Raw genomic sequence first — 26303 nt, forward strand, 5'->3', positions numbered from 1 at the left:
TAGAGCGAGGGGCGAGGGGGCGGGGCCGTCGGGGGGGGTGGGGCCCGGGGGCCGTGCCATGGTGGCCCTGGGGCCGCGTGCCCCGGAGGGGGCCCTGCGGCACTGCAGACGCTGTCCGAAAGGCGGACCCCATGCCCGAGATCGCCATGCAGCTCGACATCGCCGCGCCCCGGGCCGTGGTGCTCGACGCGCTCGACACCCACGACGGGCTGACCGGCTGGTGGACGACCGCCGTGGACCGGGAGGGCGACGTCCTGCTGCTCGACTTCCCCGACGTCCCCGAGCCGTTCCGGCTGCGCCGCGAGCGGGCCGACCGGGACCGGGTGGTGTGGGCCAACGCCGGCGCCTTCCCGCCGCACTGGGCCGGCACCTGGATCAGCTGGGACCTCACCGGCCAGCCCGCCGACCAGCCCGGCGGTCCCGAGCGCACCCGGCTGCTGTTCCGGCACGGCGGCTGGCAGCCGGGCAGCGAGGAGGGAGTCCCGGCGGTGGCCGGCACCTGGGCGGAACTCCTCGTCCGGCTGAAGGACTACGCGCAGAGCGGCAAGGTGCAGCCGTACTTCGTCACCGCCAGGCGGCACGACACCGGGTGAGCGCCCGGTGCCGCCCCGTACCCGGTCGCCCGCCAGGGTGCCGTCGGGTGGCGGATCCGGGACGGCGGGCCGAAGGTGGGCGGTGTACCCCCGTCGCACGGCCGTCCCCGCCGACGACCGTGACCGGCCGGGCCGGGCCGTCGCCCGCCCGGCGACCCCAGCCGGCCACCACCGCCTCCGGGAGGCCCAGCAATGCCCGTAGTGACCGATCCGTACAAGCCCGGCACCCCGTGCTGGGTCGACCTGATGGCGAGCGACCAGCAGGCCGCGATCGACTTCTACCGCGACCTGTTCGGCTGGCAGGGCGAGGTCGGCCCGGCCGAGTTCGGCGGTTACGCCGTGTGCACGCTCAACGACCGCCCGGTCGCCGGGATCATGGGCCAGTCCGCGCCCGAGGGCCAGCCGGTGCCGCCCGTCGCCTGGACCACCCACATCGCCTCGGACGACGTCGACGCGGCCAAGGCGTCCATCGCCGACGCCGGCGGCACGATCCTCTACGACCCGATGGACGTCGGCACGCTCGGCCGGATGCTGGTCGCCGCCGACCCGACGGGCGCGGTGTTCGGCGTCTGGCAGGCGATGGACTTCATCGGCGCGGGCATCGTCAACGAGCCCGGCGCACTGGTCTGGAACGAGCTCAACACCTCCGACACCGAAGCGGCCGGCCGCTTCTACCAGCCCGCGCTGGGTCTGCGCCCGGCCACCATCCAGGGCATGGACGGCTACTACTCGCTGAACGTCGCCGACCGCACGGTGGGCGGCATGCAGAAGATCCCCGGGTACCTCTCGGGCGACACGCCCTCGCACTGGATGACCTACTTCTCGGTGGACGACACCGACTCCGTGGTGGACGCCCTGGTCAAGGCGGGCGGCTCGGTCATCCAGCCGCCGTTCGACATGCAGTCCGGCCGGATGGCCGTGGTCCGGGACCCGCAGGGCGCCGCCTTCGCGGTGATCCAGGCGCCCGAGGCGCAGATGCCCGACTCGCCGTAGTGACGGCCGCGGTGCCGCCGGCCCGGCCCCGGTCCGGCGGCCCGGCAACCGGAAGCCGCCCTTCCCGCGACGCGCCGCCGGGAAAGGGCGGTTTCCTCCGCGATCCGGGTAAGACTGCAGCCATGCTGGGCCTACCGGACGACATCCGCGCTTTCCTCTTCGACCTCGACGGGGTGCTCACCCAGACCGCCACGGTCCACGCCGCGGCCTGGAAGGACACCTTCGACGCCTTCCTGCGCGCCGAAGCCGCCCGCACCGGCGGGCAGTTCGTCCCCTTCGACGCCGTCACCGACTACGACACCTACGTCGACGGCCGACCACGCCTGGACGGCACCCGGGCCTTCCTGCACAGCCGGGGCATCGATCTGCCCGAGGGGACGGCGGACGACCCCCCGAACGCCCGCACCGTGCAGGGGATCAGCCGAGCCAAGAACGACACCGTGCTGCGGCTGATCCGCGAGCAGGGGGTGAAGCCCTACGATGGCTCCGTCGCCTACGTGCACCGGCTGCGCGCGCTCGGACTGCCCGGCGCGGTGGTCTCCTCCAGCGCCAACTGCCGCGACGTGCTGCGCTCGGCGGGCATCCTGGAGCTCTTCGACGTGATCGTCGACGGCGTGGTCGCCAAGCAGCAGGGTTTGCCGGGCAAGCCCGCCCCCGACACCTACCTGTACGCGGCCCGGGAGCTCGGCGTCGAACCCGCGCACGCCGCCGTCTTCGAGGACGCGCTCGCCGGGGTCGCCTCCGGCCGGGCCGGCGGCTTCGGCGCCGTGGTCGGGGTCAACCGCACCGGCCAGGCCGACGAACTCCGCCGCGACGGTGCCACCGTGGTGGTGGACGACCTTTCCGACCTGCTGGGGGGCGAGGACGCATGAGTCCTGCGGACAACTTCGCGATCGATCCGTGGCAGGTCGCCGAACAGGGCCTGGACCTGGGCGCGCTGGCCCGCGCCGAGTCCGTCTTCGCGCTCTCCAACGGGCACATCGGCCTGCGCGCCAACCTGGACGAGGGCGAGCCGCACGGCCTGCCCGGCACCTACCTGAACGGCGTCTTCGAACTCCGCCCGCTGCCGTACGGCGAGGGCGGTTACGGCTACCCCGAGTCCAGCCAGAGCGTCATCAACGTCACCAACGGCAAGATCATCCGACTGCTGGTGGACGACGAGCCCTTCGACCTGCGCTACGGCGAACTGATCAGCCACAGGAGGTGGCTGGACTTCCGCGAGGGCATGCTGCACCGCGAGGCCGAGTGGCGCTCCCCGGCCGGGCGGACGATCCGGGTGCGCTCCTCCCGGCTCGTCTCGCTCACCCAGCGCGCCATCGCCGCCGTGGAGTACAGCGTCGAGGCGGTGGACGGGCCGGTGCGGATCGTGCTCCAGTCCGAGCTGGTCGCCAACGAGCAGCTGCCCGGCGGCCCCGAGGGCGATCCGCGCGCGGCCGCCGTGCTGGAGGCCCCGCTCCAGGCCGAGGCGCACCACGCCAGCGGCACCAAGGCCGTCCTGGTGCACCGCACCCGCTTCAGCGGCATCCGGGTCGCGGCCGGGATGGACCACGTCATCGAGGGCCCGGAGCGGCTCGACACCGTCGCCGAGGCAGAGTCCGACCACTGCCGGATCAGCGTCACCACCGTGCTCGGCGCCGGGCAGCGGCTGCGGCTGGTCAAGTTCATGTCCTACGGCTGGTCCGGCACCCGCTCGCTGCCCGCCGTCCGGGACCAGGTGGAGGCCGCGCTGACCGCCGCCCGGTACACCGGCTGGGACGGCCTGGTCGCCGAACAGCTGCAGTTCCTCAAGGACTTCTGGGACACCAGCGACATCGAGATCGAGGGCGACGTCGAACTCCAGCAGGCCGTCCGGTTCGCCGTCTTCCACGTCCTCCAGGCCGGCGCCCGCAGCGAGGAACGCGCCATCCCCGCCAAGGGGTTGACCGGCCCGGGCTACGACGGGCACAGCTTCTGGGACACCGAGACCTTCGTCCTGCCGGTGCTCACCTACTGCCTGCCCGGAGCCGTCAACCAGGCCCTGCGCTGGCGGCACACCACCCTGCCGCTCGCCCGCGAACGCGCCGCCCAGCTCGGCCTGGCCGGAGCGGTGTTCCCCTGGCGGACGATCCGCGGCGAGGAGTGCTCCGGCTACTGGCCGGCCGGCACCGCCGCCTTCCACATCGGCGCCGACATCGCGGCCGCCGTCGCCCGCTACGTCCGGGCCACCGGGGACGCCGAGTTCGAGCGCGTCTACGGCCTCGAGATCCTGGTGGAGACCGCCCGGATGTGGCGTTCGCTCGGCCACCACGACGTCGCCGGGAAGTTCCGGATCGAGGGCGTCACCGGCCCCGACGAGTACAGCGCCGTCGCCGACAACAACGTGTTCACCAACCTGATGGCGCAGAGCAACCTGCGCGCCGCCGCCGAGGCCGCCGTCCGCCACCCGCGCGAGGCCGCCGCCCTCGGCGTCGACACCGAGGAGACCGCCGCCTGGCGCGACGCCGCCGCCGCGATGTACGTGCCGTACGACGAGGACCTCGGGGTCCACCCGCAGGCCGACGGCTTCACCCACCACCAGATCTGGGACTTCGAGAACACCCCGCCCGAGAACTACCCGCTGCTGCTGCACTACCCGTACTTCGACCTGTACCGCAAGCAGGTGGTCAAGCAGGCCGACCTGGTGCTCGCCATGCAGGTCCGCGGCGACGCCTTCACCGACGAGCAGAAGGCCCGCAACTTCGCCTACTACGAGCGGCTCACCGTCCGCGACTCCTCGCTCTCCGCGTGCACCCAGGCCGTCATCGCCGCCGAGGTCGGCCAACTCGACCTCGCGTACGACTACACCGCCGAAGCCGCCCTGATGGACCTGCACGACCTCGGCGGCAACACCCGCGACGGCCTGCACATGGCCTCGCTCGCCGGGGCCTGCATCGCCCTGGTGGCCGGCTTCGGCGGGCTGCGCGACCACACCGAGACCCTGTCGTTCCGGCCCCGGCTGCCCTCCGGACTGATGCGGCTCAGCTTCTCGCTGCTGGTGCGCGACAACCTGCTCGGCGTGCGGATCGGCCACGACGGGACGACCTACACGCTACGCCGCGGCGAGGTGATGCACCTGTGGCACGACGGCGAGCTGGTGCAGGTCAAGGCCGGCTCCCCGGTCACCCTGCCCACCACCGCCCCGCCCGCCCAGGAGCGCTGCGCCCAGCCCCCGGGCCGGGAACCCGCCCGCCGCCAGCCGCAGGCGGGCCTGGCCGCCGGCAAGCTGGGGCAGACCGACCACCTGGCGGCGGAGTAGCCGCCCGGGCGGGCCGGGGCCGCTCCCGCCGCGGGGCGGCCCTCACCCGTTGGGCCCACCCCGGGTGCAGCGCACCGCCCTCCCGTCGGAGGGTGCAGGTGTCCTGCGTCGACCGAAGGAGTGCGCCCGTGGCGAGCGTGGCCGAACAGATGGTGGAGGTGCTCCGGCAGGCCGGGGTGGAGCGGGTCTACGGCGTCGTCGGCGACAGCCTGAACCCCGTCGTGGACGCGATCCGCCGGGCCGAGGGGATCGGCTGGGTGCACGTCCGCAACGAGGAGGCCGGCGCCTTCGCGGCCGCCGCCGAGGCCGAGCTCTCCGGCCGCCTCGCGGTCTGCGCCGGCTCCTGCGGCCCCGGCAACACCCACCTGATCCAGGGCCTGTACGACGCCCAGCGCAGCGGCCTGCCGGTGCTCGCCCTCGCCTCGCACATCCCGTCCGGGCAGATCGGCACCGGCTTCTTCCAGGAGACCCACCCCGAGCGGGTGTTCACCGACTGCAGCAGCTGGTGCGAGATGCTCACCACCCCCGCCCAGCTGCCCCGGCTGCTGCGGATCGCGATCCAGCACGCCCTCGGCTCGCCCGGCGTCTCGGTGCTCGCCTTCCCCGGGGACGTCGCCGCCCAGCCCGCCGCCGGACCGACCGGCAGCAGCCACTTCCTGACCGAACAGGCCGTCGCCGCACCGCCCTGGTCCCAGGTGCAGGAGCTGGCCCGGCTGCTCAACGCGGCCCGCAGGGTCGCGCTGTTCTGCGGCGCCGGGGTGCGCGGCGCGCACGCCGAGGTGATGGAGGCCGCGCAGGTCCTGAAGGCGCCGGTCGGCCACTCGCTGCGCGGCAAGGAGTGGATCCAGTACGACAACCCGTACGACGTCGGGATGAGCGGCCTGCTCGGCTACGGCGCCTGCCACGAGGCGCTGCACTCCGCCGACCTGGTGGTGCTCCTCGGCACCGACTTCCCGTACGACTCCTTCCTCCCGCAGGCCCGGACCGTCCAGGTCGACCACGACGCCACCCGGCTGGGCCGGCGGACCGCACTGGAGCTGGCCGTGCACGGGGACGTCGCGGCCACCCTGCGGGCCGTGCTGCCGCTGCTCGAGGGGAAGGACGACCGCAGCTTCCTGGACGCCATGCTCAGGAAGCACTGCCGGGCGCTGGAGGACGTGGTCGGCGCCTACACCCGGGACATCGACAAGCACCTGCCGATCCACCCCGAGTACGTCGCCTCGGTGCTGGACGACGTGGCCGCCGCCGACGCGGTGTTCACGGTGGACACAGGCATGAACAACGTCTGGGCCGCCCGCTACCTCCAGCCGAACGGCCGGCGCCGGGTGATCGGCTCCTTCCTGCACGGCTCGATGGCCAACGCCCTCCCGCACGCCATCGGCGCCCAACTCGCCTGCCCCGGGCGCCAGGTGATCGCGATGGCGGGGGACGGCGGGATCGGCATGCTGCTCGGCGAACTGCTCACGGTGGCCAGGCACCGGCTGCCGGTGAAGACGGTGGTGTTCAACAACGGCGCGCTCGGCATGATCAAACTGGAGATGCTGGTCTCCGGCTACCCCGAGTCCGAGATCGACAACGGGGACGTGGACTACGCCGGCATCGCGCGGGCGATGGGCATCCCGGCCAAGAGGGTCGCCGAGCCGGCCCGGGTCCGGGAGGTGCTGGCGGAGGCGCTGGACCGGCCGGGGCCGGCACTGGTCGACGTCGTCACCGACCCCAACGCGCTGTCCATCCCGCCGTACATCACCGCCGCCCAGGTGAAGGGCTTTGCGCTGGCGGCCGGGCGGACGGTGCTCTCCGGCGGTGTCGGGCGGATGATCGACCTGGCCCGCAGCAACCTGCGCAACATCCCGCGGCCCTGAGCGGAGGCGGGTCCCGGCCTTTGCCTCTGAGGCAAATTTCTTGCCCGTGCGGCACGCCAGGTGTCCACTGGTCACATGACCACCAGCCCCACCGGCGCCCCCGCCGCCGGCGAGCACGGCGAGCGACTCGACGACCAGGAGGCCGCGGGCCTCGCCGCCCGGCTCCGCGAGCACCGGCTCAGCAGCCGCCTCACCCTGGAGGTCGCCGCGGCGCGGGTCGGGCTCTCCCCAGCCTATCTGTCCCGGCTGGAGACCGGCCGCCGCCAGCCCTCCCTGCCCGTCCTGCTCGGTCTCGCCCGCGCCTACGGCACCTCCGTCTCCGGCCTGCTCGGCGAGACCATGGCCGAGCCGGACCCGGTGGTCCGCGGCGGCGCCATCGAACCCGGCCGCGCCGGCGGCTGGGGCTACCGCCGGGCCGGCGCCCCCGGCCGCGCCATGCAGGCCCTGCGGGTGCACGTCCCGCCGGGCGTCCAGGACGCGGTGGTCCGGGTGCATCCCGGCGAGGAATGGCTGTACGTCCTGCGCGGCGGACTCCGGCTGACCCTCGGCGAGCGGACCCACCACCTCGCCCCCGGCGACTCCGCCCACTACGACTCGCTCACCCCGCACTGCATCGCCGCCGAGTCCGAGGACGGCGTGGAACTGCTCTTCATCCACACCCTGCTGCAGAGCCCCGGCGGCGAGCTCTGCCTCGGCGGCGGACCCGCCGCGCACTGAACCGCCGCCCGCTGACCTGCCGTCAGACACCCTGGAGGAGATCCCCGTGGCCGATCCCACCACCACCGCCACCGGCGCCGCCGACACCGCCACCGGCCCGAAGACCATGGACGCCGGCAAGTGGGCCAACAAGCGGGTCTACCTCCGCCTGGTGATCTACACCGCCGGGATCCACGCCTTCGCCGGTTTCATCATGCTGCTGTTCGAACTGGGCAGCCGGAACAAGTAACCGCCCCGGTCCGCTCCGAAGCGCCGCCCCCCCGCGGCGCCCGCCCCCACCCCCCGGGAGGCGGGCACCGGCGTTCGCCCCCCAAATGCGAGGCGGGGCCGGCATCCGCCCCGTCACGCCCCGCGCAGCAGTTCGCAGAGCGCCGCCAGGGCCGCCGGGAAGGCGTGCTCCGGTGGGGTGGCGTAGCCGATCACCAGGGCGGGAGGGGCGTCCTCGTCGGACGGGGCGGCGCGGTGCCAGGAGCGGCTGCTGAGGGCGAGTCCGGCGGCTTCGGCCCGGGCCAGCAGCTCGGCCTCGGGCGTGGAGCCGGGCGGCAGCTCGAGGACGGCGTGCAGGCCGGCGGCGATGCCGGTGACCCGCACGTGCGGGGCGTGTTCGGCCAGGGCGGCGACCAGGCGGTCGCGGCGGCGCCGGTAGTGCAGGCGGCACCGCCGTACGTGCCGGTCGTAGGTGCCCGAGGTGATCAGCTCGGCCAGGGTCAGCTGGTCGAGCACCGGGGACATGCTGTCGGCCAGCACCTTCAGCCGGGCGACCGGTTCGACCAGCGCGTCCGGCAGGGCCAGCCAGGCCAGCCGGAGGCCCGGGGCGAGGCTCTTGGCGGCGGTGCCCGCGTACACCACCCGCTCCGGATCGAGCGCCTGCATCGCGCCGAGCGGCTGCCGGTCGTACCGGAACTCCCCGTCGTAGTCGTCCTCGATGACGTACCGGTCCCGCTCGCGCGCCCACCGCACCGCGGCCGCCCGCCGGTCGGCGGACAGCGGTACGCCGGTGGGGTACTGGTGGGCCGGGGTGAGCAGGACGGCGCCGCTGTCGGCGTGCAGGCGGTCGGGCCGGTCGAGCCGGTCGGTCCGGGCGCCCTCGCCGTCCAGCGGCAGCGGGACGGTGGCCAGGCCCGCGGCCCGCACCACCGCGTGCTGCGGCGGCAGCCCGTACTCCTCGACCGCGAGCGAGCGCGCCCCGCGCTCCCGCAGGGCCGCGCAGAGCATGCCCAGACCCTGCTGGACGCCGGTGCAGACGAGCAGGTGGTCGGGGTCGGTGCGCACGCCGCGGACCCGGGCCAGGTAGTGGGCGAGCGCCTCCCGCAGTTCGATCCGGCCCAGCGGGCTGCCGTAGCCGAGCGCCTCGTGCGGGGCGGTGGCGAGGGCGCGGCGGGCGGCGGCGAGCCAGGCCGTGCGGGGGAACGACGAGAGGTCGGGCCGTCCGGGCACCAGGTCGTGCCGGGCGGTCCGCTGCGGCTGCTGCGCCCGCTCGGCCCGTACGGCGGGTGCGGGCAGCTGCCGCCGGGCGACGGTGGTGCCGGAGCCCTGCCGGGAGCTGAGCCAGCCCTCCGCGGTGAGCTGGCCGTAGGCCTCCACCACGGTGTTGCGGGCGATGCCGAGGTCCTCGCCGAGGGCCCGGGAGGACGGCAGCCGGGTGCCGGGAGCGAGCCGGCCGTCCTGGACGGCCTCCCGCAGCGCGTCCTCCAGGGCGGCCCGCAGCCCGGCGCCGGCGGCGCGCCGCTCGGTGAGGTCCAGGTGGAGGTCGCCGCCGAAGGAGGTCCAGGAGCCGTTCACGGGCCTCATTCTCGCCTGCCGCCGCCCGGTTCCGGTGCTGGGTTCCGGCGGTGCCGGCGGCTCCTCGACGGTGGTGCCGAGGAGATCGAAGAAGTCGGTCCGGATGTTCATCGGATGATCGCGCGGCCTCCTCCGGTCGGGTTAGCGTCCGTCAGTGATCCGACGGATCCCGACGCGAGGATGTGACAGGTGAACGAGGAGAGTTACCGGACCGGGTCCCCGGCCGACGCACTGGCCGAGCGCTTCGAGGCCGAGCGCCCCCAACTGCGGACCGTGGCCTACCGGATCCTCGGATCGGTCGCCGAGGCCGAGGACGCCGTCCAGGAGGCGTGGCTGAAGCTGAGCCGCAGCGACGTGACCGGGGTGAGGAACCTCGGGGCCTGGCTGACCACCGTGGTCGGCCGGGTCTGCCTGGACCACCTGCGCGCCCGCGCCTCCCGCCGGGAGGACCCGATGCCCGAGCAGGACGGCCGGGTACGGCTGCCCGACCCGGTGGTCAGCGGGCCGGCGGCACCGGACCCGGTGCAGGAGATCCTGGTCGCCGACTCGGTGGGGCTCGCGCTGATGGTGGTCCTGGAGACGCTCACCCCGGCGGAGCGGGTGGCCTTCGTGCTGCACGACATGTTCGACGTGCCCTTCGACGCGATCGCCGAGGTGCTCGGCCGCACCTCCGCCTCCACCCGCCAGCTGGCCTCCCGCGCCCGCCGCCGGGTGCAGGGCGCCACCCCGGCCGCGGACTCCGACGCCGCCCGCAAGCGCGAGGTGGTGGAGGCCTTCCTGGCGGCCTCCCGGGGCGGCGACTTCGAGGCGCTGCTGAGCCTGCTGGACCCGGACGTGGTGGCCCGCTCGGACGGTGGCACCCTGGTGCCGAGCGTGCTGCGCCGGGGCGCCGCCGAGGTCGCCTCGCAGGCGGTCGCCTTCGCCCGCTTCGCCGCCGAGGGGCGCCCGGTGCTGGTCAACGGCTCGCCCGGGGTGGTCTCCTTCGCCGAGGGCCGCCCGCTGTCGGTCATGTCGTTCACCATCCACGACGGCCGGATCACCAGGATGGACATCCTCACCGACCCGGTCCGCCTGGCCGCCCTGGGCCTCACGGCCTGACGGCCCGCCGGACCGCCGCGGTCCCGGCGGGCGACACACTCCGATCGGAGCACAGTCCCCGCCGGGCCCGCGGCGCGAGCCCAGACTCTCCCGCATGGACGAGCACGTGGACGACGACCGCGACGGACACCGGGGCGACGGCTGGGACGTCCGGGAGGCCGGCCCGGCCGACGCCCCGCACCGGGTGATGATGCTGCCCGGCGGGATGTGCAGCGCGGTCTGGTACGAGGACGTGATGGCCGAGCCGGCCCTCGCCTCCTCGGGGGTGGGGCTGACGGCGGTGACGCAGCCGGGCTTCGGCGGGACGACCCCGCCCGAGGACCTGACGATGGACAACTACGCCCGTCTGATCGCCGGATTCGCCGCCGAGCGCGGCTGCGACGTCCTGGTCGGCCACAGCCTCGGGGCGAACGTCGTGCTGGAGACGGCCGCGGCCGGCCTGTTCTCCGGCCCGCTGGTGCTGCTGTCGCCGACCTTCTCCCGGCGCGACGAGGCGAAGTTTCTGACCGTCATGGACCACCTCGGCCAGGTGCCCGGACTGGGGGCGCTGGCCTGGGCCGGGATGATGAAGAGCATGCCGACGGCCATGAAGCACAGCCTGCCGCCCGCCCGGGCCGAGGCGCTGTCCGCCGACGTCGGCACGACCGACCCGGCCTTCGCCCGGCACGTCGTCCGGCGGTACTACGAGTACCTGGACCGGTACGGCAGCCTGGTCGACCGGCTCTGCGCCACCGGCCTGCCGACCTGGGTCGTCCGCGGCGACCACGACGAGATCGGCCTCCAGCCGGCCGAGCGGGAGGCCCTGGAGGCGTGCCCGCAGGTGACGATGGTGACGGTCCCGGACGCCGGGCACCTCGTCCTGGTGGAGCAGCCGGCCGCCGTCGCCGAGGTGATCCTGTCGGCCGTGGCGAGCCTCTGAGCGGGCGGCGGGCGGCGGAGGCGTTCAGCGGGAGGCGTTCAGCGGGCGGCGGGCGCCAGGCGACGGCAGGCGGTCAGCGGCAGGCGTTCAGCGGGCCGCGGCGGCTCAGACCGACAGGTAGACCGCGCTGCCGACGCCGGCCAGGAAGCAGTACACCGCGAACGGCGTCAGGCTGCGGGTCTCGAAGTACCTGGTGAGGAACCGCACCGAGACGTAGCCGGCCACGAAGGCCGCGACGCTTCCCGCGGCGACCGGGCCGAGCACGGCGGAGTTCTCCGGCTTGAACAGTTCCGGCACCTTCAGCGCCGACGCGGCCAGGATGACCGGCGTGGCGAGCAGGAAGGAGAAGCGGGCCGCGTCCTCGTGGTGCAGGCCGCGCAGGATGCCGGCGCTCATGGTGACGCCGGAGCGGCTGATGCCCGGGAAGAGGGCGAGGATCTGGGCGGCGCCGATCCAGGCGCCCTGGCCGTAGCCGAGCCTGGTCAGCCGGTGGTCGGAGGCGATCGCCGGGTCCGTGCCCGGCTCGTCGACCGGTGCCGCGTGCCCGGCCCGGCGGCGGCCGGTGCCGCCGCGCTTGAGCCGCTCGGCGCCGAGCAGCACCAGCCCGTTGAGGGCGAGGAAGACGGCGGCCGGGACGGGCTTGCCGAGCGCGTGCCGCAGCGCCTTCTCCAGGACGAGGCCGGCCACCCCGACCGGGATGGTGGAGATGATGAGCAGCCAGGCGAGCTTCTCGTCCCGGGTCCGCACCCGGCGGTACCGGGCGGAGCTGATCAGGCCGCTGACCACGCGGACCCAGTCCCGCCAGAAGAAGACCACCAGCGCGAGCGCGGTGGCCAGGTGGAGGGCGACCAGGGCGGCGAGGTAGGAGGAGCCTTCGGCGGTCATGTCGAGGTCCTGCTGGATCTTCCCGCCGATCAGGGCCGGCAGCAGGATGCTGTGACCGAGGCTGGAGACCGGGAAGAGTTCCGTCACACCCTGCAGCAGGCCGACGCCTATCGCTTCCGGGTAGGTCAGGGTGGACATCGCGCACCTTCGCTCGGGGGTCTGCGGCCGCCCGATCGCGGTGGCCTCCGCGAAGCTACTACGGGCATGTAGACGGCCGGCAGCCTTGCCGCTGGAAGTTCATCGACCGTACGCCTGGGAGACACCGGCCCCGATTCCCCGGACGAGCGCCCCGGCCACCGCGCCCGCCACCGCGCCGGGTACGGCGGCGGCCGGGGCCGCGCGGTGCACGGCGTCGCCGAGCAGCACCCCGGCGGTCACCGCGAGGGGGGTGCCCACCAGCGGCAGGGCGACGGCCAGGACGGCGGGCAGCAGCGCGGGCGGGCGGCGGCGTCGGGGACGGCGACGGGCGCAGGTGCGGGCGCGGACGCGGACGCGGGAACGAACCGCGGCGGGGAGCGCGGGCGGAGCGGACGGTGCGGACATCGCGGACTCCTTCGGGTGGCTGGGCAACGGACGCCCACGATGCCGCCTCCCGCAGCGTCAGGTTCAAGTCCCGGCCCGGCTCAGGTCCCGGCCCGGCTCGGGTTCCGGCCCGGCTCGGGTCCCGGCCCGGCTCAAGCGGCGGTGGCCACCCGCTGCCACCCCGACCCGTCCGCCGGCACCGGCGCCGCCGCGAAGTCGTACCGCAGCAGCCCCGGGCCCATCGCCAGCAGGGAGATCGAGGTGGAGCCCCAGATCCGTCCGTCGCCGAAGTCCCGCCGCTGGATCAGCGCGGCGTCCTCGTCCGGCGCCAGCCCGTCCCCGGTGACGATCGGCAGCCACCCGCCCCAGGCCGCGGCGGCCGGCCCGTCGGCGGTCGGCTGCGGCCGGGGGACGGCGGCGAACCGGGCCCGGAAGTGGGCGGCGCGCGCGGCCAGCACGGTCCGGATCCGTTCCGGGGCGGTGTGGTCGGCGGCCGCGCCTTCCAGCCCGTCGTTGAGCACCACGCTGAGCCCCGTGGGCAAACGGCGCTCGGCCTTCCGCCCGCCGCCCCAGCTGGTGACCCGGGCGCCCTCGGGGCCGACCTGGACGAGGTGGAAGGGGTCGTACGGGGTGAGGTCGAGGTGGCCGATCCCGCCGTCCCGGAGGGCGGTGAGCGGCAGTCGGCCGCGGCTGAGCCGGGCGTCGGCGGGAGCGGACGGCCCGAAGCCGTTCAGCAGGCAGGCGGCGGTGCGCCGGGCCGGGTCGACGGCCAGCCAGGTGCCGCCGGCCGCGAGGTCCAGGCCGCCGAGCAGTCCGGGCCGGTCCGGCCAGTGGTGGCCGGGCGGCAGCCAGCCGCGCCCGAGGTACTCGTCCCGGACGGACAGCAGCAGCACCGGCACCGCCGCTGCCGGTTCGATGCTCACGAACGCCGTGCACACGGTCCCGTCTCGCCCTACGCTCGCCCCGGCGGAGTCCCGCCGGGGCCCCTCAGCGATCCTCGCACTCCTGTTCGCGCAGCGGAAATGGCCCAAGGAAATCGGCGCCGAATGCACCAGGGAGGCAGGCCACTGCGTCCCTACGCTGGCAGGCATGACGACGACCAACGAGACCGCCACCGCTCCCGGGGGCCCGGTGCCGGCGCCGGAGCAGCGCCTCGCCGTGCGGAGCCTCGCCCCCGCCTTCTACCAGGCCATGTCCGCCGTGGACCGGGCGTCCCGGCAGGGCGTCGACCCGGTGCTCGCCGAGCTGGTCAAGGTGCACGCGTCGATGATCAACGGCTGCGCCTTCTGCATCGACATGCACGCCACGGACGCCCGCAAGAACGGCGAGCAGGACCACCGGCTGCTGTCCCTCCCGGCCTGGCGCGAGACCCCCTGGTTCACCGCCCGCGAGCGCGCCGCGCTGGCCCTCACCGAGTCGGTGACCCTGCTGACCCAGGGGCACGTGCCGGACGCGGTGTACCAGGAGGCCGCCGCGCACTTCGACGAGACCGAACTCGCCCAGCTGATCGCGCTGATCGCCACCATCAACGCCTGGAACCGGATCGGCGTGGCCACCCGGATGAGCCCGGCGGCGAAGTGAACGGGGCGGCGGCGACCATGACCACCCAGCAGGAGCGGGCCCGGCTGCTCAGGGAACTGCACCGCCCGGGCGACCCGGTGGTGCTGGCCAACGCGTGGGACGCGGCGAGCGCCCGGCTGGTGGCCGCCGCCGGGGCGAAGGCGGTGGCGACGGCCAGCGCGAGTGTCTCCTGGTCGCTCGGCAGCCCGGACGGCGGCGGCGCCGACCCCGCGCGGGTGCTGGCCCGGACCGCCGACGTGGTCCGCTCGGTCGGCCTGCCGGTCACCGCCGACCTGGAGACCGGCTACGCGGACACCCCCGCGGCCGTCGGCGAGACCGTCGCCGCGCTGCTCGCCACCGGCGCGGTGGGCGTGAACCTGGAGGACGCCGCGGACGCCCCGGAGACGGCCGCCGAGCGGATCGCGGCCGCCCGGGAGGCGGCCGCAGCCGCGGGCGTCCGGCTCTTCGTCAACGGCCGCACCGACGTCTTCCTGCGCGGCCTCGGCGAGCCCGGGGGCCGGCTGGACGAGGCGGTCCGCCGGCTGCGGATGTACGTCGAGGCGGGTGCGGACGGCGTGTTCGTCCCCGGTGTCGCCGACCCGGAGACCATCGCGGCCCTGGTCGCGGCCGTGCCCGCGCCGTTGAACGTGCTCGCCGGCCCCGGGTCCCCGTCCGTCGCCGAACTGGCGAAGCTCGGCGTGGCCCGGATCAGCCTCGGCCCCGGCCTGGCCGAGGTGGCGTACGCGGCGGTCCGCCGCGCGGCCGAGGAGGTGTACGCGAGCGGCACGTACACCTCCCTGGTGGGTGGGCTGACGTACCAGCAGCTCAACGAGCTCTGCGCGGACTGAGCCCCGGCTCGACCGGCTGACCGGACGGGGGTCGGTCAGCCGGTCGAGCCGTCCGAGGCCGAGCGGGGGAAGTCAGCCGATCTGGCCGCTGAGCCCCGGGTGGGACATCTGGTTGGTGCCGATGGCCTCCACCTCATCGGCGGTGTGCCCGACCACGGGGAGCTTGCCCGCGGTCCGGAGGGCGATGTCGGCGGGGGAGAGGTTGAGACCGTCGGTGAGGCCGCCGGTGGCGTCCGGCGAGGAGGCGGTCTGGGTGGCGGCGGAGGCCGCCGGGGCGGCGAGGGCGAGGCCGGCCATGGTGAGGGCGGCGAGGGTGGCGAGTTTCTTCATGCCCTGCCGAACGACCGGGGCCACCCTCAGGTAACCGCCCGGCCCGCTCCGTCACCCTCCCCGGCCGCCGCCCTCCGGGCCGTCGGTCCGCCCGGGCGGTCAGTCCCCCGGCCGTCGCGTCCCGCCGCCATCGCGTCCCCCGGCCGTCGCGTCCCCCGGCCGTCCCTACCCGGCCGTCACCCAGAGCGTCCGCACGCTGTTGCTGACGAACGAACCGATCGGCTCGTCCACCCGCCCCGGCGCCGGCGCCAGACGCGGGAACCGGGCGAACAGGAGCCGCAGCGCCGTCTCCGCCTCCAGCCGGGCCAGCCCCGAGCCGAGGCAGAAGTGCGGGCCGTGGCCCAGCGACAGGTGCCGCAGCGGCCGCCGGGTGATGTCGAAGCGGTCGGCGTCCGGGTAGTGCCCCGCGTCGCGCCCGGCCGCCGCGTACGAGGCGAGCAGCGCCTCGCCGCGCCGGATCACCACGCCGCCGACCTCGATGTCCTCGGCCGCGTAGCGCAGCGGGAACTGCCCGACCGGCGAGTCGTACCGCAGGGTCTCCTCCACCACCGCGGACCACGGCTGCGCGCCGTCCAGGACCAGCCGCAGCTGGTCGGGGTGGGCGAGCAGGGCCCGCACGGCATTGGTGATCAGGTTGAGCGTGGTCTCGTGCCCGGCCACCAGCATCAGCAGCAGGGTGCCGACGAGTTCGGCCTCGCTGAGCCCCTCCCCGGCCTCCCGGACGGCGATCAGGTCGGTTGTCAGGTCGTCGCCGGGCCGGGCCCGCTTGGCCGCCACCACCGACGCCAGCAGCGCGTTCAGGCCGCGCTGCGCCGCGACGGCCGCCGCCGGGGTGGCCGAGCTGGAGACCAGGGTGTCGGAGAGCGCGTGCAGTTCGTCCTGCTGCTCCACCGCCAGTCCGAGCAGTTCGCCGATCACCTGCATCGGCAGCGGGTAGGCGAAGTGCTCGCGGAGGTCGAACGCGCCCTCCCGGTCGGCCACGTCGGCCACCGCGTCCAGCAGCGCGGCCGTCCGGGCCTCGATCGCGGGGGCCAGCGCGGCTGTCCGGCGCGGGGTGAAGGCCTGGCTGACCAGCCCGCGCAGCCTCCGGTGGTCCTCGCCGTCGGCGGTGACCATGCCGGGCACGGTGACGAAGTTCAGCAGCGGCCAGCCCTCCGGCAGCCGCCCTTCCCGGAAGGCGGTCCACAGCCTGGCGTCCTTGCCGACCCGCGGATCGGCCAGCAGGGACTGCAGGGTGTCGTGGTGGGTCACCGCCCAGACCACCACCCCACCAGGGAGTTCCACCAGGACCGCTGGACCGGCTGCCCGGAGCCGGGCGTTCTCGTGGTGCTGGTCGCGTCCGAAGGGGTCGAGCCGGACGGGCTCGGGGCGGGTTCCGGCGGAGTCTGCGGCGGTGACCATGCGGGCCTCTCGGGGACTGGCGGACGGGGCGGGGTGAAGGCGCTGTACAGCACCGGGAGGGCGACCAGCGCCCGCGACCAGGGGGACGGCCGCCAGGCCAGCTCGCCCGCCGGGACGGCGAGCTGGAGGTCCGGGAGCCGGTGCAGCAGGGTCTCGACGGCGGTCTCGACGATGATCCGGGCCGGGTGCTGGGCCGGGCAGACGTGCCGGCCCGCGCCCCAGGCGAGGTGCGCCCGGTTGCCGCCGAGCGAGCCCTGCGCGGCGGAGGCGGCGCCCTGGGCGGCCGGGTCCGCGTTGGCCGCGGCCAGGCCGAGCACCAGCATGTCGCCGGCGCTGATGTACTGGCCGCCGAGCACGGTGTCGCCGGTGGCCCAGCGGCCGGGGAAGTTCTGCGTCGGCGGGTCGCGCCAGAGCACCTCCTCCAGCGCGTCGGAGACGGTCAGCCGCCCGCCGGTCAGGGTGGCCCTGAACCGCCGGTCGGTCAGCAGCAGCCGCAGCGTGTTGCCGATCCAGTTGATGGAGGTCTCGTTGCCCGCGACCATCAGCACCACCAGGTGGTGCACCGCCTCCTCGTCGCTCAGCCCGGCCGGGTGGGCGAGCAGCCAGGAGGTCAGGTCGGCGCTGGGCGCGGCGCGGCGGCGGCGCACCAGGTCGGCCAGGGCCGCCTGGAACTCCTCGGCGGCGCGCACCGATTCGGGGCCGCTGTCCACGAAGTGGCTGATCAGCTCGACCATCCGCGGCCCGCTCCCGGTGGGCAGGCCGACCAGCTGGGTGAAGACCAGCAGCGGCAGCGCCCGGGCGTACTGGCCGATCAGGTCGGCGGTGCCGTCCGGGCCCCAGCTGTCGATCAGGCCGTCGGCCGCGGCCTCGGTGGTCTCGCGCAGCTGCCGGTGGTCGATCTGGGCCAGGGTGTCCGAGACGGCGGCGCGCAGCCGCTGGTGCTCGGCGCCGTCCAGGTTCAGCAGGGTGGGCCGCCAGGCGGTCATCGGCTGCAACCGGGAGTCCGGGGCGAGCCGGCCCTCGGCGGGCACCCGCCAGTGCCGCGAGTCCTTGGAGAACAGCGCCTCGTTGCGGGTGAGTTCGAGCAGTTCGGCGTAGCCGATGACGAGCCAGGCCTCCACGCCCGGCTCCAGCTCGATCGGCGCGACCGGCCCGTGGCGCTCGCGCAGCCGGGCGTACAGGCCGTGCGGGTCGTCGGCGACGGCCTGCCCGTACAGCGGGGTCAGCGGCGTGCCGGCGCCGGGAGCGCCGTACGCGGCACCGCCGGGTCCCGCCGCGCCGGGTCCCGCCGCGCCGTGGCCGGCCGGGCCGTACCCCGCCCCGCCGTGCGCGACCGGGCAGCCGGCGGCCCGGGGCGGCTCGGGCGCGGTCACCGCTGCAGCTCCAGCAGCGAGCTGCGGTGCAGGTGGTCCACGAAGTCGATCAGCAGGTCGTAGGCCTGCCGCCGGTCGCGCGCGTCGCAGTACAGGATCGGCACCTCCGGCAGCACGTCCAGCGCGGAGCGCAGCTCCTCCTCCGGGTAACTCGGGGTGTCCGGGAAGGTGTTGACCGCGACCGCGAACGGGATGCGCTGCTCCTCCAGCCGGCCCAGCACGTCGAAGCTCTCGTCCGGCCGCCGCAGGTCCACCATCGCGATGGCGCCGAGCGCACCGCGCGACAGGTCGTCCCACAGCGGCCAGAACCGCTGCTGCCCGGGGGTGCCGAACAGGTACAGGGCGAGCCGGGAGTTGAGCGTGATCCGGCCGAAGTCCAGCGCGACCGTCGTGGTGGACTTGCCGCCGCGCCCGGTGAGGTCGTCCACGCCGCTGCTGGCGGCGGTCATGGTCTCCTCGGTGCGCAGCGGGGTGATCTCGCTGAGCGAGCCGACCAGGGTGGTCTTGCCCACCCCGAACGGGCCGGTGACCAGGATCTTGACCGCGCCCTGCACCGAGGACGGCAGGTACTGCGGCGCGGACGGCAGGTCGGCGGGGGCTTCAGCGGAGTTGGCGGAGGCCAACGAGCACCTCTTCCAGGAGGGTTGTGGGCAGGCGTTCGGCCTGCGGAACGGGCGGGAGCACCTGCACGGCGCCGAGGTCCCTGAGGTCGCCGACCAGCACCTTGACGACCCCGAGCGGCAGCCCCAGGTGGGCCGCCACCTCGGCGACCGACAGCAGGCTGTGGCAGAGCCCGAGGATGCGCCGGTGCTCCCGGTTGAGCTGGACGTGCTCGGGCAGTTCCGGGAGCTCGGATAATGCGCTGACCAGGCTCTCGACGGCCAGGTCGGCCTGGGAGGGACGGCTGCGGCCGCCGGTGATGACGTAGGGCCGGACGGGCCCGCTCACCGCTGGCTCCCGGCCCCGTGGTCGACCCGGGGCGGGCTGGTGAGGTGGGTGCCGATCCGCTCGACCAGGACCTGCATCTGGTAGGCGACCAGCCCGGCGTCCACCGCCTCGCCGGCCACCACGGCCAGGTGCGCCCCCGCCCCGGCGGCGACGACGAACAGGTAGCCGCCGCCGTACTCGATGATGATCTGGCGGGTGGCGCTGCCCGGTCCGCCGAAGCCCGTCGCGACGCCGCGGGCCAGCGACTGCAGGCCGGAGCAGGCCGCGGCCAGCCGCTCGGCGTCCTCGCGCGGGATGTCGGCGCTGCGGCCGATCTCCAGGCCGTCGTTGGAGACGACGACGGCGTGCTGCACCTGCGGGACGGCGATGATGTCGGCCAGCAGCCAGCCGAGGTCGGGGGTGGTGGTCATGGAACTCTCCGGGGCCTGGGGAAGTCGGGGGGAGGGGGACGGTCAGTGGTGGCCGGGCGGGGTCCGGGTCTGGCCCCGGGCAGCCGATCGGCCGCTGGCGGTGCCGGCCTGGAACATCGCCATGAACGCCTGCGCGTCGCGGGCCGAGCGGTACGGCGGGGCCGGCGGCGGGGGAGCGGCGTGCTGGGCGGGCCGGTCGGCGCGGTCGCGGCGGTGGCTCCGGCGGGGCAGCGGCGGCGGGGTGTCGCCGCTCGCCGCGGGCCGGACGGTGGGCGGGGTCTCCACCATCGGGTGCGCGGCGTGGGGGTGGCCGGTCGTCGGGTGGCCGGCCGTCGGGCGGGGGTCGGGGGTGAACGCCCGGTCGTCCGGTCCGAGGCCGGGGACGGTGGGCGGCAGCGGCTCGGTGAGCAGGGCGTTCGGCAGCAGCACCACGACGCGCACCCCGCCGTACGGTGAGGGCGCCGAACTGAGGGTGACCCGGAAGCCGTACTGCTCGGCGAGCCGGCCGACGGCGGCCAGGCCCAGCTGCGGCACCTCGCCGAGCCGGGAGACCTCCAGGGTGCTGCCCCCGGCGAGGGCGGCGGCGGCCTTGGCGACGGCCTGCTCGGGCATGCCGACGCCGCCGTCGTCGATCTCGATCACCGCGCCGTTGTGCACCGGCATCAGGGTCACGAACACCTGGGTGCTGGGCGGCGAGTAGCGGGTGGCGTTGTCCAGCAGCTCGGCGATGGCGTGGATCAGCGCCTCCGCGGCGGCGCCGACCACGGCGGTCTCGATCCGGCTGCGGACCACCACCCGCTGGAACGGCAGGATGCGCGACTGGGCGCCGCGCACCACGTCCTCCAGGGTGACCGGTTCGGGCCAGTGCCGTCCGGCCCGGGCACCGCACAGGACGGCCAGGGTCTGGGCCAGCCGGGCCTGTTGGGCTGCGGCGTGGTCGGCCTTGAGCAGCCCCTCCAGCAGGGCCGGGTCGTCGTGGGTGCGCTCCATGTCGTCGAGCAGGGCCTGCTGGTCGTGGGCCATGACGAGGATGCGGCGGGCGACGCTGAGGAAGGCCCGCTGGGTGGAGGCGGTGAGCTCCTGCTCCTGCTGGACGGCGGCCAGGTCGGCGCCCCGGCGGGAGAGTTCGGCGGTCAGCTGGTCCTGGAGCCGGGTGAGTTCGTCCTGCAGCCGGTCGGCCCGGACGCGCTGGGTGACGGACACGGCGCGGTACCGGGCGGCGGCCACGAGGGCGAGGACGGCGAGCACGCCGGTTGCCGTTACGGACCACTGAGTCATCGTCACGCGGCGAATTCTAGGGTGATGATCCTACGTAGGTGTGAACGGATCTCGCCAAGTGACTGGATCTTGTCAAAATCCCGTCAATACGCCGCCGATCCGGCTTCGTTCGGCCTCGACCCGGGGGTCGCGAGCCGGGCGGGGCCCGCTCCGCCAGGGTCTTCCGACGCCGGTCGACGGGCCGGTCGATGGCCGATTCCCGTCCCCGGTTGTGAGAGAGGTGTGTGCGCGGCGTCATGGAACGGGCGGCGGCCGGGTGCGAGGGCGGCGTCTCGCCGTGCCGGGCGGGCCCGGAGCGGCCGTCCGGGCGGGGCCCGGCCGGTGTGCCGGCGTGCCGCCGTGCCGCCGTGCCGGCGGTCGTCGGCGCGCGACCGACGTCCGGCCGCGCACCGGCAGGCGCCCTCCCGAGCTTCCCCCCGGCGGCGGCCGCTGCCCGCTCTTGCCGAAGGTTCGCCCGCTTCCGCCCACGGGAAGTCGGCCCGGCCGACTTCCCGTGCCGGCGCGCCTTCTCCCCGCTTCCCCGGCGCCGTTCGCGTCGCGGGTGCTCCGCTCCTCCTGCGCTTCCTCCTGCGCTTCCTCCTGCGCTTCCTCCTGCGCTTCCTCCTGCGCTCCTCCTCGGCTACTGCTCCGACTCCGACCTCGGCCAGGTGCGGAGGCTCGTGGTCAGGGTGGTGACGAGGCGGTCATGGGTGGTGGTGAGGTCTTCGGCGCGCTGGAAGGCGCCGGTGATGGAGAGCGAGGCGAAGCCGTGGGCGAGCGAGCGGAAGGTGCGGGCGGCGTGGATGGCCTCGGCGCCGTCGAGCCCGTAGGAGCGGAGGACGGCGAGGATGACGCCGATGAGGCGGGCGGCCGCGCGGGTCAGGTCGTCGTCGGGCCGGGGCGCCTGGGGCAGGGCGGTGTAGCGGTGGGGGTGTTCGGTGGCGTAGGCCTGGTAGGCGCGCAGGACGGCGGCGACGGCGTCGTCGCCGCTGCGGCCGACCGCGGCGTCGGCGAGCCGGCCGGCCAACTCCTCGGTGACCCGGACGGCGAGCAGCCGGCGCAGTTCGGTGAGGCCGCCGCTGACGTGCTTGTACAGGGAGGGGGTGGCGACTCCCGCGCGGGCGGCGACGGAGGCCAGGGTGAGGGCCTCGGTGCCCTGCTCGTCGATGAGGGCGAGGGCGTGGTCGACGACCTGCTCCGGGGTCAGTCCTACTCGGGGCATGGGTTCGGGTTCTCCGTACGGACGCGGGCCGGCGGCTTCGGGCGGTTCCAGGCGGTTCCGGGCGACTTCAGGCGAGTTCGCCGAGGAAGGGCAGCAGGGCGTCCGCGACGGCCTGCGGGTTGTCGGCCATCGGGTAGTGGCCGGACCCCTCGATCATCACCTTCCGGCTGCCGAGCGCGGCGGCCTGCCGGTCGGCGACGGCCGCCGGGTCCGGGAAGTCGGGGTCCTTGCTGCCCATCAGGACGAGCGAGGGGCAGCGGACGGCCGCGCACCAGCCGATCGGCGCGGAGTCCCCGGTGACGTGCCCGCGGGTGGCGGTCCTGCGCCCCGGGGTGCGCAGGGCGGCGACGAGGCCGTCCACGTACGCGTCGAGGTCGGCGGGCCGGGGGCCGGGGAAGGCCATCCTGCGCAGGTAGAGGCCCCAGGCGGCGGGCCAGTGGACCAGTGCGGTGCCCATCACGGCCATCACGCCCCGCATGAGGGCGTTGGACCGGTGCTCCACGAAGGAGTCGATGAGCGCGATCCCGGCGACCCGCTGGGGTGCGTCCCCGGCGACCTTGACGGCCGTGGCACCGGTGTAGGACTGCCCGACCAGGACGGCCCGTTCGATGCCGAGGTGGTCCAGCAGGGCGAGGACGTCGGTGGCGATGGCGGCCGGGCTGTAGTCCTCCCACACGATCGAGGACTCGCCGAAGCCGCGCAGGTCCATGGTGATGACCCGGTGCCCGGCCGCCGTGAGCAGCGGGTGCAGGTGCCGGTAGGCCCGACGGCTGTCGAGCATGCCGGGGAGCAGGACGACGGGGGCGCCGTCGCCCTGCCGGGTGTCGTCGAAGGCGATCCGGCCGCCGGGGACGTCGAGGTACTGGGTGCTCGGGGTGCTGGTGCCGTTCACGGTGGTCCTCCACGGTGTGTGCTGCCGATAGCCAAAAAGCTACGGCTAATAGCCTTAGCCGTCAAGGGTCGCCGCCCCGCCCTTCGTCCCCGTGTCGGACCGGGAGGGGGCTCAGACCCCTTCGACCCGGAACGGGTCGTGCTCGGCCAGCAGCTTCTCCAGCCGCGCCTGGTCGACCCGGGCGACGGTGTCCGCGGACTCCTGCCGGTCCCGGATGACTTTGGCCAGCGTGAACGCGGAGGTGACGGTGTAGAGGAAGCCGATCCCGAGGAACGCCCGGGTCCACGCCCCGACGGGCAGGTAGGCGATCCCGGCGGCGAGGGCCACGCCGGAGACGGCGAAGGAGAGGACGGCCTGGGCGTAGTAGGCGGCCGTGGTGCGGGTCTGCATCGGTGCGGTCATGGCGACAGGATGCGACGGCATCGAAGGGTCGCACATGAGTAGGAGTACTCAGATGAACCCGGGTGAATGACGGGTCGTTCGTTGACGTCCGATCACCTGGACCCCGGTCGTCCCGGGCGGATGGCTTGGAATCAGAGCCTCCTAGGATTAACGTTTGATAACGCAGCGCGGTCGTCAACGCCGTACCCAAGACGGCACCGTGCGCCGTCGCCTAATCCCACCGGCCGGCCTCCGGGCAGGCCAGGGAGCCGGGGAACCACGTTTCCCTGGGGTGAATCGGCGGGGCCCAGGCCCGGCCGTAGGAGACCTTCCTGCTCCGAACCCGTCAGCTAACCCGGTAGGCGCGAAGGAAGGAAAGGAGCGCGCCTCCGTGGCGTCGACGCACACCCCGGCACACCCGGCCGGCCCCGCAGCCGGTACCCAGCTCCTCGACCACCCCGGCCCGGACGGCACCGAGTCCCTCGGCACCGACGGGTTCGCCCCGGAGGCCGAGGCCAACCGCCACCGGATGCCGCGTCAGACCCGCGGGGCCTCCCCGCTCCTCGGCGTCACCGCCGTCGCCGCCACCCTGGGCGCCACCGGCTTCGCCTCCGCCACCCCGGCCGCCGCGCCCGCCGTCGCGGCCCCGGACGAGACGCCGGTCACCCTCGCCGCCGACCCCGGCCTCGCGCTCGCCGCCCGCATCCAGCAGCAGGCCGACAGCCAGCGCACCGCCGCCGAGGAGAGCGCCCGCCTGCAGGCCGCCCAGGAGGCCGAGGCCAAGGCCGCCGCCAAGGAGGCCGACGCCAAGCGTGCCGCCGAGGAGGCCGAGCGCGCCAAGGCCGCCGCCCTCACCCTGCCGGTGAAGGACTACAACCTCTCCGCCCACTACGGCCAGAGCGCCCGCTACTGGGCCCACCTGCACACCGGCCTGGACTTCGCGGCCGACACCGGCACCCCCGTGTACGCGGTCGGCCAGGGCACCATCACCTCGGCGGGCTGGTCCGGCGCGTACGGCTACCGGATCGTCGAGACCCTGCCCGACGGCACCGAGATCTGGTACTGCCACCTCTCGTCGATCATCAAGGGCTCCGGCAAGGTCGCCCCCGGCGACCAGATCGGCAAGGTCGGCGCGACCGGCAACGTGACCGGCCCGCACCTGCACCTGGAGGTCCGCCCGGACGGCGGCGCGCCGGTCGACCCGGAGACCTGGCTCGAGCAGCGCGGCCTCACCCCGTAACGAACCCCCCGGGCCCGCCGCGGCCTCCGGGCCGCCGGGTCGCCGGGTCGCCGGGTCTCCGGGGGCCGCCACGACCTCTACGGGCTCTGCGGGCAGGCCCCGGGTGCGCCCCGGGGCCTGGCCGCGCGTCCACCCCACTCGTCGACGGCCGGGCCGGTCGGTCCACCACCGGCCGGGCCGGTCACTCCGGCGGCCGGACTGCTCACTCCGCCGGCAACTGCGCCAGGTAGGCGTCGATCTCCTCCGGCCCCGGTTCCGGCGCGAGCTCGGGGAACTCCTCGACCAGCAGCCGCGGCAGCCCGGGCACCGTCCACTCCCCGAACAGGTCGAGCGCCACCTCGGCCGCCGCCGCCTCGAACCGGCCGAAGTCCCCGGCCAGTTCGTCCGGCATCGGCCGACCCAGCGCGGTCAGCTCGGCCAGGTTGCGGTAGCTGCGCCGCATCAGACCCTGCTCCAGCAGCCGCCGCGCACCATCGGTGGCCATGCCGACGGACAGCACCCGGCCCGGCCCCCAGCCCTGCTCGTCGGGTTCGTCCAGCCAGCCGGCCGGCACCAGCGCCTCGTAGTCGGCCAGCCGCTCCTCCTCGCCGAGCCCGGCGAAGCCCGTCAGCCAGTCCCGCACCGCCGCGCCGTCCGCCGTGTCCACCCCGTGGGCGTGCAGCAGCACCGCGTACAGCCGCGGCCAGGTGACCAGGTCGGCGCGGCGCAGCAGCCCCGCCGCGACCTCGCCCTGCCACTCGGCCTCGGCGTGCAGCCGCTCCTGGCGCTTCGCGTTCAGCCGCTTCACCGCCCGCTGGTGGTCGACCAGCAGCCGTACGGCGTCCCCGTAGGCGAGCGGATCGGCGTCCGGCGCCGGCTGGACGTACAGGTGCAGCCGCTCGTACAGCAGGTGCTCCACCGCGGCGGAGGTCAGTTCGGGCCAGCCGTCGTGCATCCTGCCCTCGCCCAGCTCCAGCAGCGCCAGCACCGTGCGCAGCGGCGCCTCGGCCACCGGCGCGCGGCCCTGCTCGGCCGCCCAGGCGAGCAGGTCGGCGGCCCTGGTGCGCGGAGCGAGCCGCAGGTCATCGTCGTTCATGCCCCGAACGGTAGCCGCCGGGCGCGGGTAGGGTCGGCACCCATGGTCCCCGTACGACTCACCGGCCCCCGGCTGGCCATCCGCGAGTACCACCACACCCCGGAGGACGTGGACGCGCTGCACGCGCTGCTCGGCGACCCCGAGGTGACCCGCCACCTCACCTTCGGCCCGCGGGACCGCGACACCTGCGCCGACCAGCTCGAGCTGTACCTGGAGGAGGCGATGGCCGAGGACCGGAGCACCTACCAGCTCGCCGTCTGCCGCCGCGAGGACGCCGAGGACCCGGCGGAGGCGGTGCCGGTCGCGCACGCCGGCCTGACCCTCGGCGGGTTCCGCTCCGCCGAGCTCGGCTGCGTACTGCGCCCCGAGGTGTGGGGCCGCGGCTACGCGACCGAGATCACGGGGCTGCTCTGCGGGTTCGCCTTCGGGCCGCTCGGGCTGCACCGGCTGGCCGCCCGGACGGACGTGGACAACCCGGCCGCCGCGCGGGTGCTCACCAAGCTCGGCTTCCGGCTGGAGGGGCGGATCCGGCACGACGTACACAAGGGCGGCGTCTGGTCCGACTCCCACCAGTACTCGCTGCTCGTGGACGAGTGGCCCGGCCCGACCGAATGACCCAGGCCGGCCCGAGCGGCCCGGCCGGGCCGATCGGCCCGGCCGGGGTGCGCAGCATCGCGCGGGCGGCCAGGCCGCCGGCGTCGATCTCGACGCTCAGCTCCTG

28 protein-coding genes and 1 riboswitch are annotated in these 26303 nt (G+C 75.0%); of the genes, 13 read left to right on the forward strand and 15 right to left on the reverse strand.

All coding sequences use genetic code 11. The features are described 5' to 3' along the window. The first annotated feature begins 131 nt into the window (after nt 1-131). The 7 genes from ABT247_RS15820 (at nt 132) to ABT247_RS15850 (ending at nt 7668) form a co-directional block, all read left to right on the forward strand. Entirely contained in the window at nt 132-593 is a 462-nt protein-coding gene (locus tag ABT247_RS15820; protein ID WP_350743097.1) for an SRPBCC family protein, read from the forward strand. Between the two features lie 192 nt (nt 594-785). After that, nucleotides 786-1586, forward strand: a complete 801-nt coding sequence (locus tag ABT247_RS15825) for a VOC family protein (protein ID WP_350743099.1) — start codon at nt 786-788, stop codon at nt 1584-1586. A 122-nt stretch (nt 1587-1708) separates the two neighbouring features. Continuing rightward, a complete protein-coding gene (locus ABT247_RS15830; RefSeq protein ID WP_350743101.1) occupies nt 1709-2458 on the forward strand; it encodes an HAD family hydrolase in 750 nt (249 codons plus the stop codon). Further along, entirely contained in the window at nt 2455-4860 is a 2406-nt protein-coding gene (locus ABT247_RS15835) for a glycoside hydrolase family 65 protein (protein WP_350743103.1), read from the forward strand. The genes ABT247_RS15830 and ABT247_RS15835 overlap by 4 nt, the downstream gene beginning before the upstream one ends. A 128-nt stretch (nt 4861-4988) precedes the next feature. Further along, the gene (locus ABT247_RS15840; protein WP_350743105.1) at nt 4989-6722 is read left to right on the forward strand and encodes a pyruvate dehydrogenase; all 1734 of its coding nucleotides are present in this window, start codon (nt 4989-4991) and stop codon (nt 6720-6722) included. A 75-nt stretch (nt 6723-6797) separates the two neighbouring features. Further along, nucleotides 6798-7439 carry a helix-turn-helix domain-containing protein gene (locus tag ABT247_RS15845; RefSeq protein WP_350743107.1) on the forward strand — a complete coding sequence of 214 codons (642 nt, stop codon included), beginning with the start codon at nt 6798-6800 and terminating at the stop codon, nt 7437-7439. 46 nt (nt 7440-7485) lie between these two features. Continuing rightward, nucleotides 7486-7668 (forward strand): DUF6126 family protein, encoded by a 183-nt coding sequence (locus tag ABT247_RS15850; protein ID WP_350743109.1) that lies wholly within the window; start codon nt 7486-7488, stop codon nt 7666-7668. A gap of 113 nt (nt 7669-7781) precedes the next feature. Here the strand turns inward: ABT247_RS15850 and pdxR are convergent, their stop codons facing one another. Beyond that, the gene (gene pdxR / locus ABT247_RS15855; protein WP_350743149.1) at nt 7782-9230 is read right to left on the reverse strand and encodes a MocR-like pyridoxine biosynthesis transcription factor PdxR; all 1449 of its coding nucleotides are present in this window, start codon (nt 9228-9230) and stop codon (nt 7782-7784) included. 180 nt (nt 9231-9410) lie between these two features. Between pdxR and ABT247_RS15860 the strand changes: the two genes are divergently transcribed. Both ABT247_RS15860 and ABT247_RS15865 read left to right on the forward strand, forming a co-directional pair. Further along, nucleotides 9411-10319, forward strand: a complete 909-nt coding sequence (locus ABT247_RS15860; protein ID WP_350743111.1) for a sigma-70 family RNA polymerase sigma factor — start codon at nt 9411-9413, stop codon at nt 10317-10319. A gap of 94 nt (nt 10320-10413) precedes the next feature. Continuing rightward, the gene (locus tag ABT247_RS15865; protein ID WP_350743113.1) at nt 10414-11238 is read left to right on the forward strand and encodes an alpha/beta fold hydrolase; all 825 of its coding nucleotides are present in this window, start codon (nt 10414-10416) and stop codon (nt 11236-11238) included. 105 nt (nt 11239-11343) lie between these two features. Here ABT247_RS15865 and ABT247_RS15870 read toward each other — a convergent pair whose 3' ends face one another. The 3 genes from ABT247_RS15870 to ABT247_RS15880 form a co-directional block, all read right to left on the reverse strand. Further along, nucleotides 11344-12261 (reverse strand): undecaprenyl-diphosphate phosphatase, encoded by a 918-nt coding sequence (locus ABT247_RS15870; protein ID WP_350743115.1) that lies wholly within the window; start codon nt 12259-12261, stop codon nt 11344-11346. 99 nt (nt 12262-12360) lie between these two features. After that, a complete protein-coding gene (locus ABT247_RS15875; protein WP_350743117.1) occupies nt 12361-12666 on the reverse strand; it encodes a hypothetical protein in 306 nt (101 codons plus the stop codon). Between the two features lie 131 nt (nt 12667-12797). After that, complete coding sequence (locus ABT247_RS15880) at nt 12798-13568, reverse strand: NRDE family protein (RefSeq protein WP_350743119.1); 771 nt, start codon at nt 13566-13568, stop codon at nt 12798-12800. Nucleotides 13569-13734: 166 nt separating this feature from the next. Here ABT247_RS15880 and ABT247_RS15885 point away from each other — a divergent pair, with 166 nt between their 5' ends. Both ABT247_RS15885 and ABT247_RS15890 read left to right on the forward strand, forming a co-directional pair. Then, on the forward strand, nt 13735-14226 hold the full coding sequence (locus tag ABT247_RS15885; protein WP_350743121.1) for a carboxymuconolactone decarboxylase family protein: 492 nt from the start codon (nt 13735-13737) through the stop codon (nt 14224-14226). A 17-nt stretch (nt 14227-14243) separates the two neighbouring features. Next, entirely contained in the window at nt 14244-15053 is an 810-nt protein-coding gene (locus tag ABT247_RS15890) for an isocitrate lyase/PEP mutase family protein (protein ID WP_350743123.1), read from the forward strand. A 72-nt stretch (nt 15054-15125) separates the two neighbouring features. On the opposite strand, the gene ABT247_RS15895 is transcribed toward ABT247_RS15890, so the two are convergent. The 10 genes from ABT247_RS15895 to ABT247_RS15940 all read right to left on the reverse strand — a co-directional run bounded on the left by ABT247_RS15895 (nt 15126) and on the right by ABT247_RS15940 (nt 23288). Continuing rightward, on the reverse strand, nt 15126-15407 hold the full coding sequence (locus tag ABT247_RS15895; RefSeq protein WP_350743125.1) for a hypothetical protein: 282 nt from the start codon (nt 15405-15407) through the stop codon (nt 15126-15128). Nucleotides 15408-15548: 141 nt separating this feature from the next. Further along, nucleotides 15549-16667, reverse strand: a complete 1119-nt coding sequence (locus ABT247_RS15900) for a cytochrome P450 family protein (RefSeq protein ID WP_350743127.1) — start codon at nt 16665-16667, stop codon at nt 15549-15551. Continuing rightward, nucleotides 16631-18157 (reverse strand): cytochrome P450, encoded by a 1527-nt coding sequence (locus ABT247_RS15905; RefSeq protein WP_350743129.1) that lies wholly within the window; start codon nt 18155-18157, stop codon nt 16631-16633. Before ABT247_RS15905 ends, ABT247_RS15900 begins: the two co-directional genes overlap by 37 nt. Further along, nucleotides 18154-18780 carry a GTP-binding protein gene (locus ABT247_RS15910; RefSeq protein ID WP_350743131.1) on the reverse strand — a complete coding sequence of 209 codons (627 nt, stop codon included), beginning with the start codon at nt 18778-18780 and terminating at the stop codon, nt 18154-18156. The genes ABT247_RS15905 and ABT247_RS15910 overlap by 4 nt, the downstream gene beginning before the upstream one ends. Further along, complete coding sequence (locus ABT247_RS15915; protein WP_350743133.1) at nt 18758-19105, reverse strand: DUF742 domain-containing protein; 348 nt, start codon at nt 19103-19105, stop codon at nt 18758-18760. Before ABT247_RS15915 ends, ABT247_RS15910 begins: the two co-directional genes overlap by 23 nt. After that, nucleotides 19102-19515, reverse strand: a complete 414-nt coding sequence (locus tag ABT247_RS15920) for a roadblock/LC7 domain-containing protein (RefSeq protein WP_350743135.1) — start codon at nt 19513-19515, stop codon at nt 19102-19104. The genes ABT247_RS15915 and ABT247_RS15920 overlap by 4 nt, the downstream gene beginning before the upstream one ends. Nucleotides 19516-19557: 42 nt before the next feature. After that, nucleotides 19558-20793: an ATP-binding protein gene (locus ABT247_RS15925; RefSeq protein WP_350743151.1), complete on the reverse strand. Its 1236-nt coding sequence runs from the start codon at nt 20791-20793 to the stop codon at nt 19558-19560. 619 nt (nt 20794-21412) lie between these two features. After that, nucleotides 21413-21994 carry a TetR/AcrR family transcriptional regulator gene (locus ABT247_RS15930; RefSeq protein WP_350743137.1) on the reverse strand — a complete coding sequence of 194 codons (582 nt, stop codon included), beginning with the start codon at nt 21992-21994 and terminating at the stop codon, nt 21413-21415. A 67-nt stretch (nt 21995-22061) separates the two neighbouring features. Next, nucleotides 22062-22886, reverse strand: coding sequence for an alpha/beta fold hydrolase (locus ABT247_RS15935; RefSeq protein ID WP_350743139.1), 825 nt, complete (start codon nt 22884-22886; stop codon nt 22062-22064). A gap of 111 nt (nt 22887-22997) precedes the next feature. Then, nucleotides 22998-23288: a YiaA/YiaB family inner membrane protein gene (locus tag ABT247_RS15940; RefSeq protein WP_350743141.1), complete on the reverse strand. Its 291-nt coding sequence runs from the start codon at nt 23286-23288 to the stop codon at nt 22998-23000. Between the two features lie 198 nt (nt 23289-23486). Further along, nucleotides 23487-23646: riboswitch (cyclic di-AMP (ydaO/yuaA leader) on the forward strand. A 12-nt stretch (nt 23647-23658) separates the two neighbouring features. Between ABT247_RS15940 and ABT247_RS15945 the strand changes: the two genes are divergently transcribed. After that, nucleotides 23659-24507 carry a M23 family metallopeptidase gene (locus ABT247_RS15945; protein ID WP_350743143.1) on the forward strand — a complete coding sequence of 283 codons (849 nt, stop codon included), beginning with the start codon at nt 23659-23661 and terminating at the stop codon, nt 24505-24507. 202 nt (nt 24508-24709) lie between these two features. Here the strand turns inward: ABT247_RS15945 and ABT247_RS15950 are convergent, their stop codons facing one another. Next, the gene (locus tag ABT247_RS15950) at nt 24710-25582 is read right to left on the reverse strand and encodes a hypothetical protein (protein WP_350743145.1); all 873 of its coding nucleotides are present in this window, start codon (nt 25580-25582) and stop codon (nt 24710-24712) included. A gap of 42 nt (nt 25583-25624) precedes the next feature. On the opposite strand from ABT247_RS15950, the gene ABT247_RS15955 reads away from it, so the two are divergent. After that, nucleotides 25625-26197 (forward strand): GNAT family N-acetyltransferase, encoded by a 573-nt coding sequence (locus ABT247_RS15955; protein WP_350743147.1) that lies wholly within the window; start codon nt 25625-25627, stop codon nt 26195-26197. The last annotated feature ends 106 nt before the right edge of the window (nt 26198-26303 follow it).

The organism is Kitasatospora sp. NPDC001539 (assembly GCF_040298565.1).
In the GTDB taxonomy this organism is placed as follows: Bacteria; Actinomycetota; Actinomycetes; order Streptomycetales; family Streptomycetaceae; genus Kitasatospora.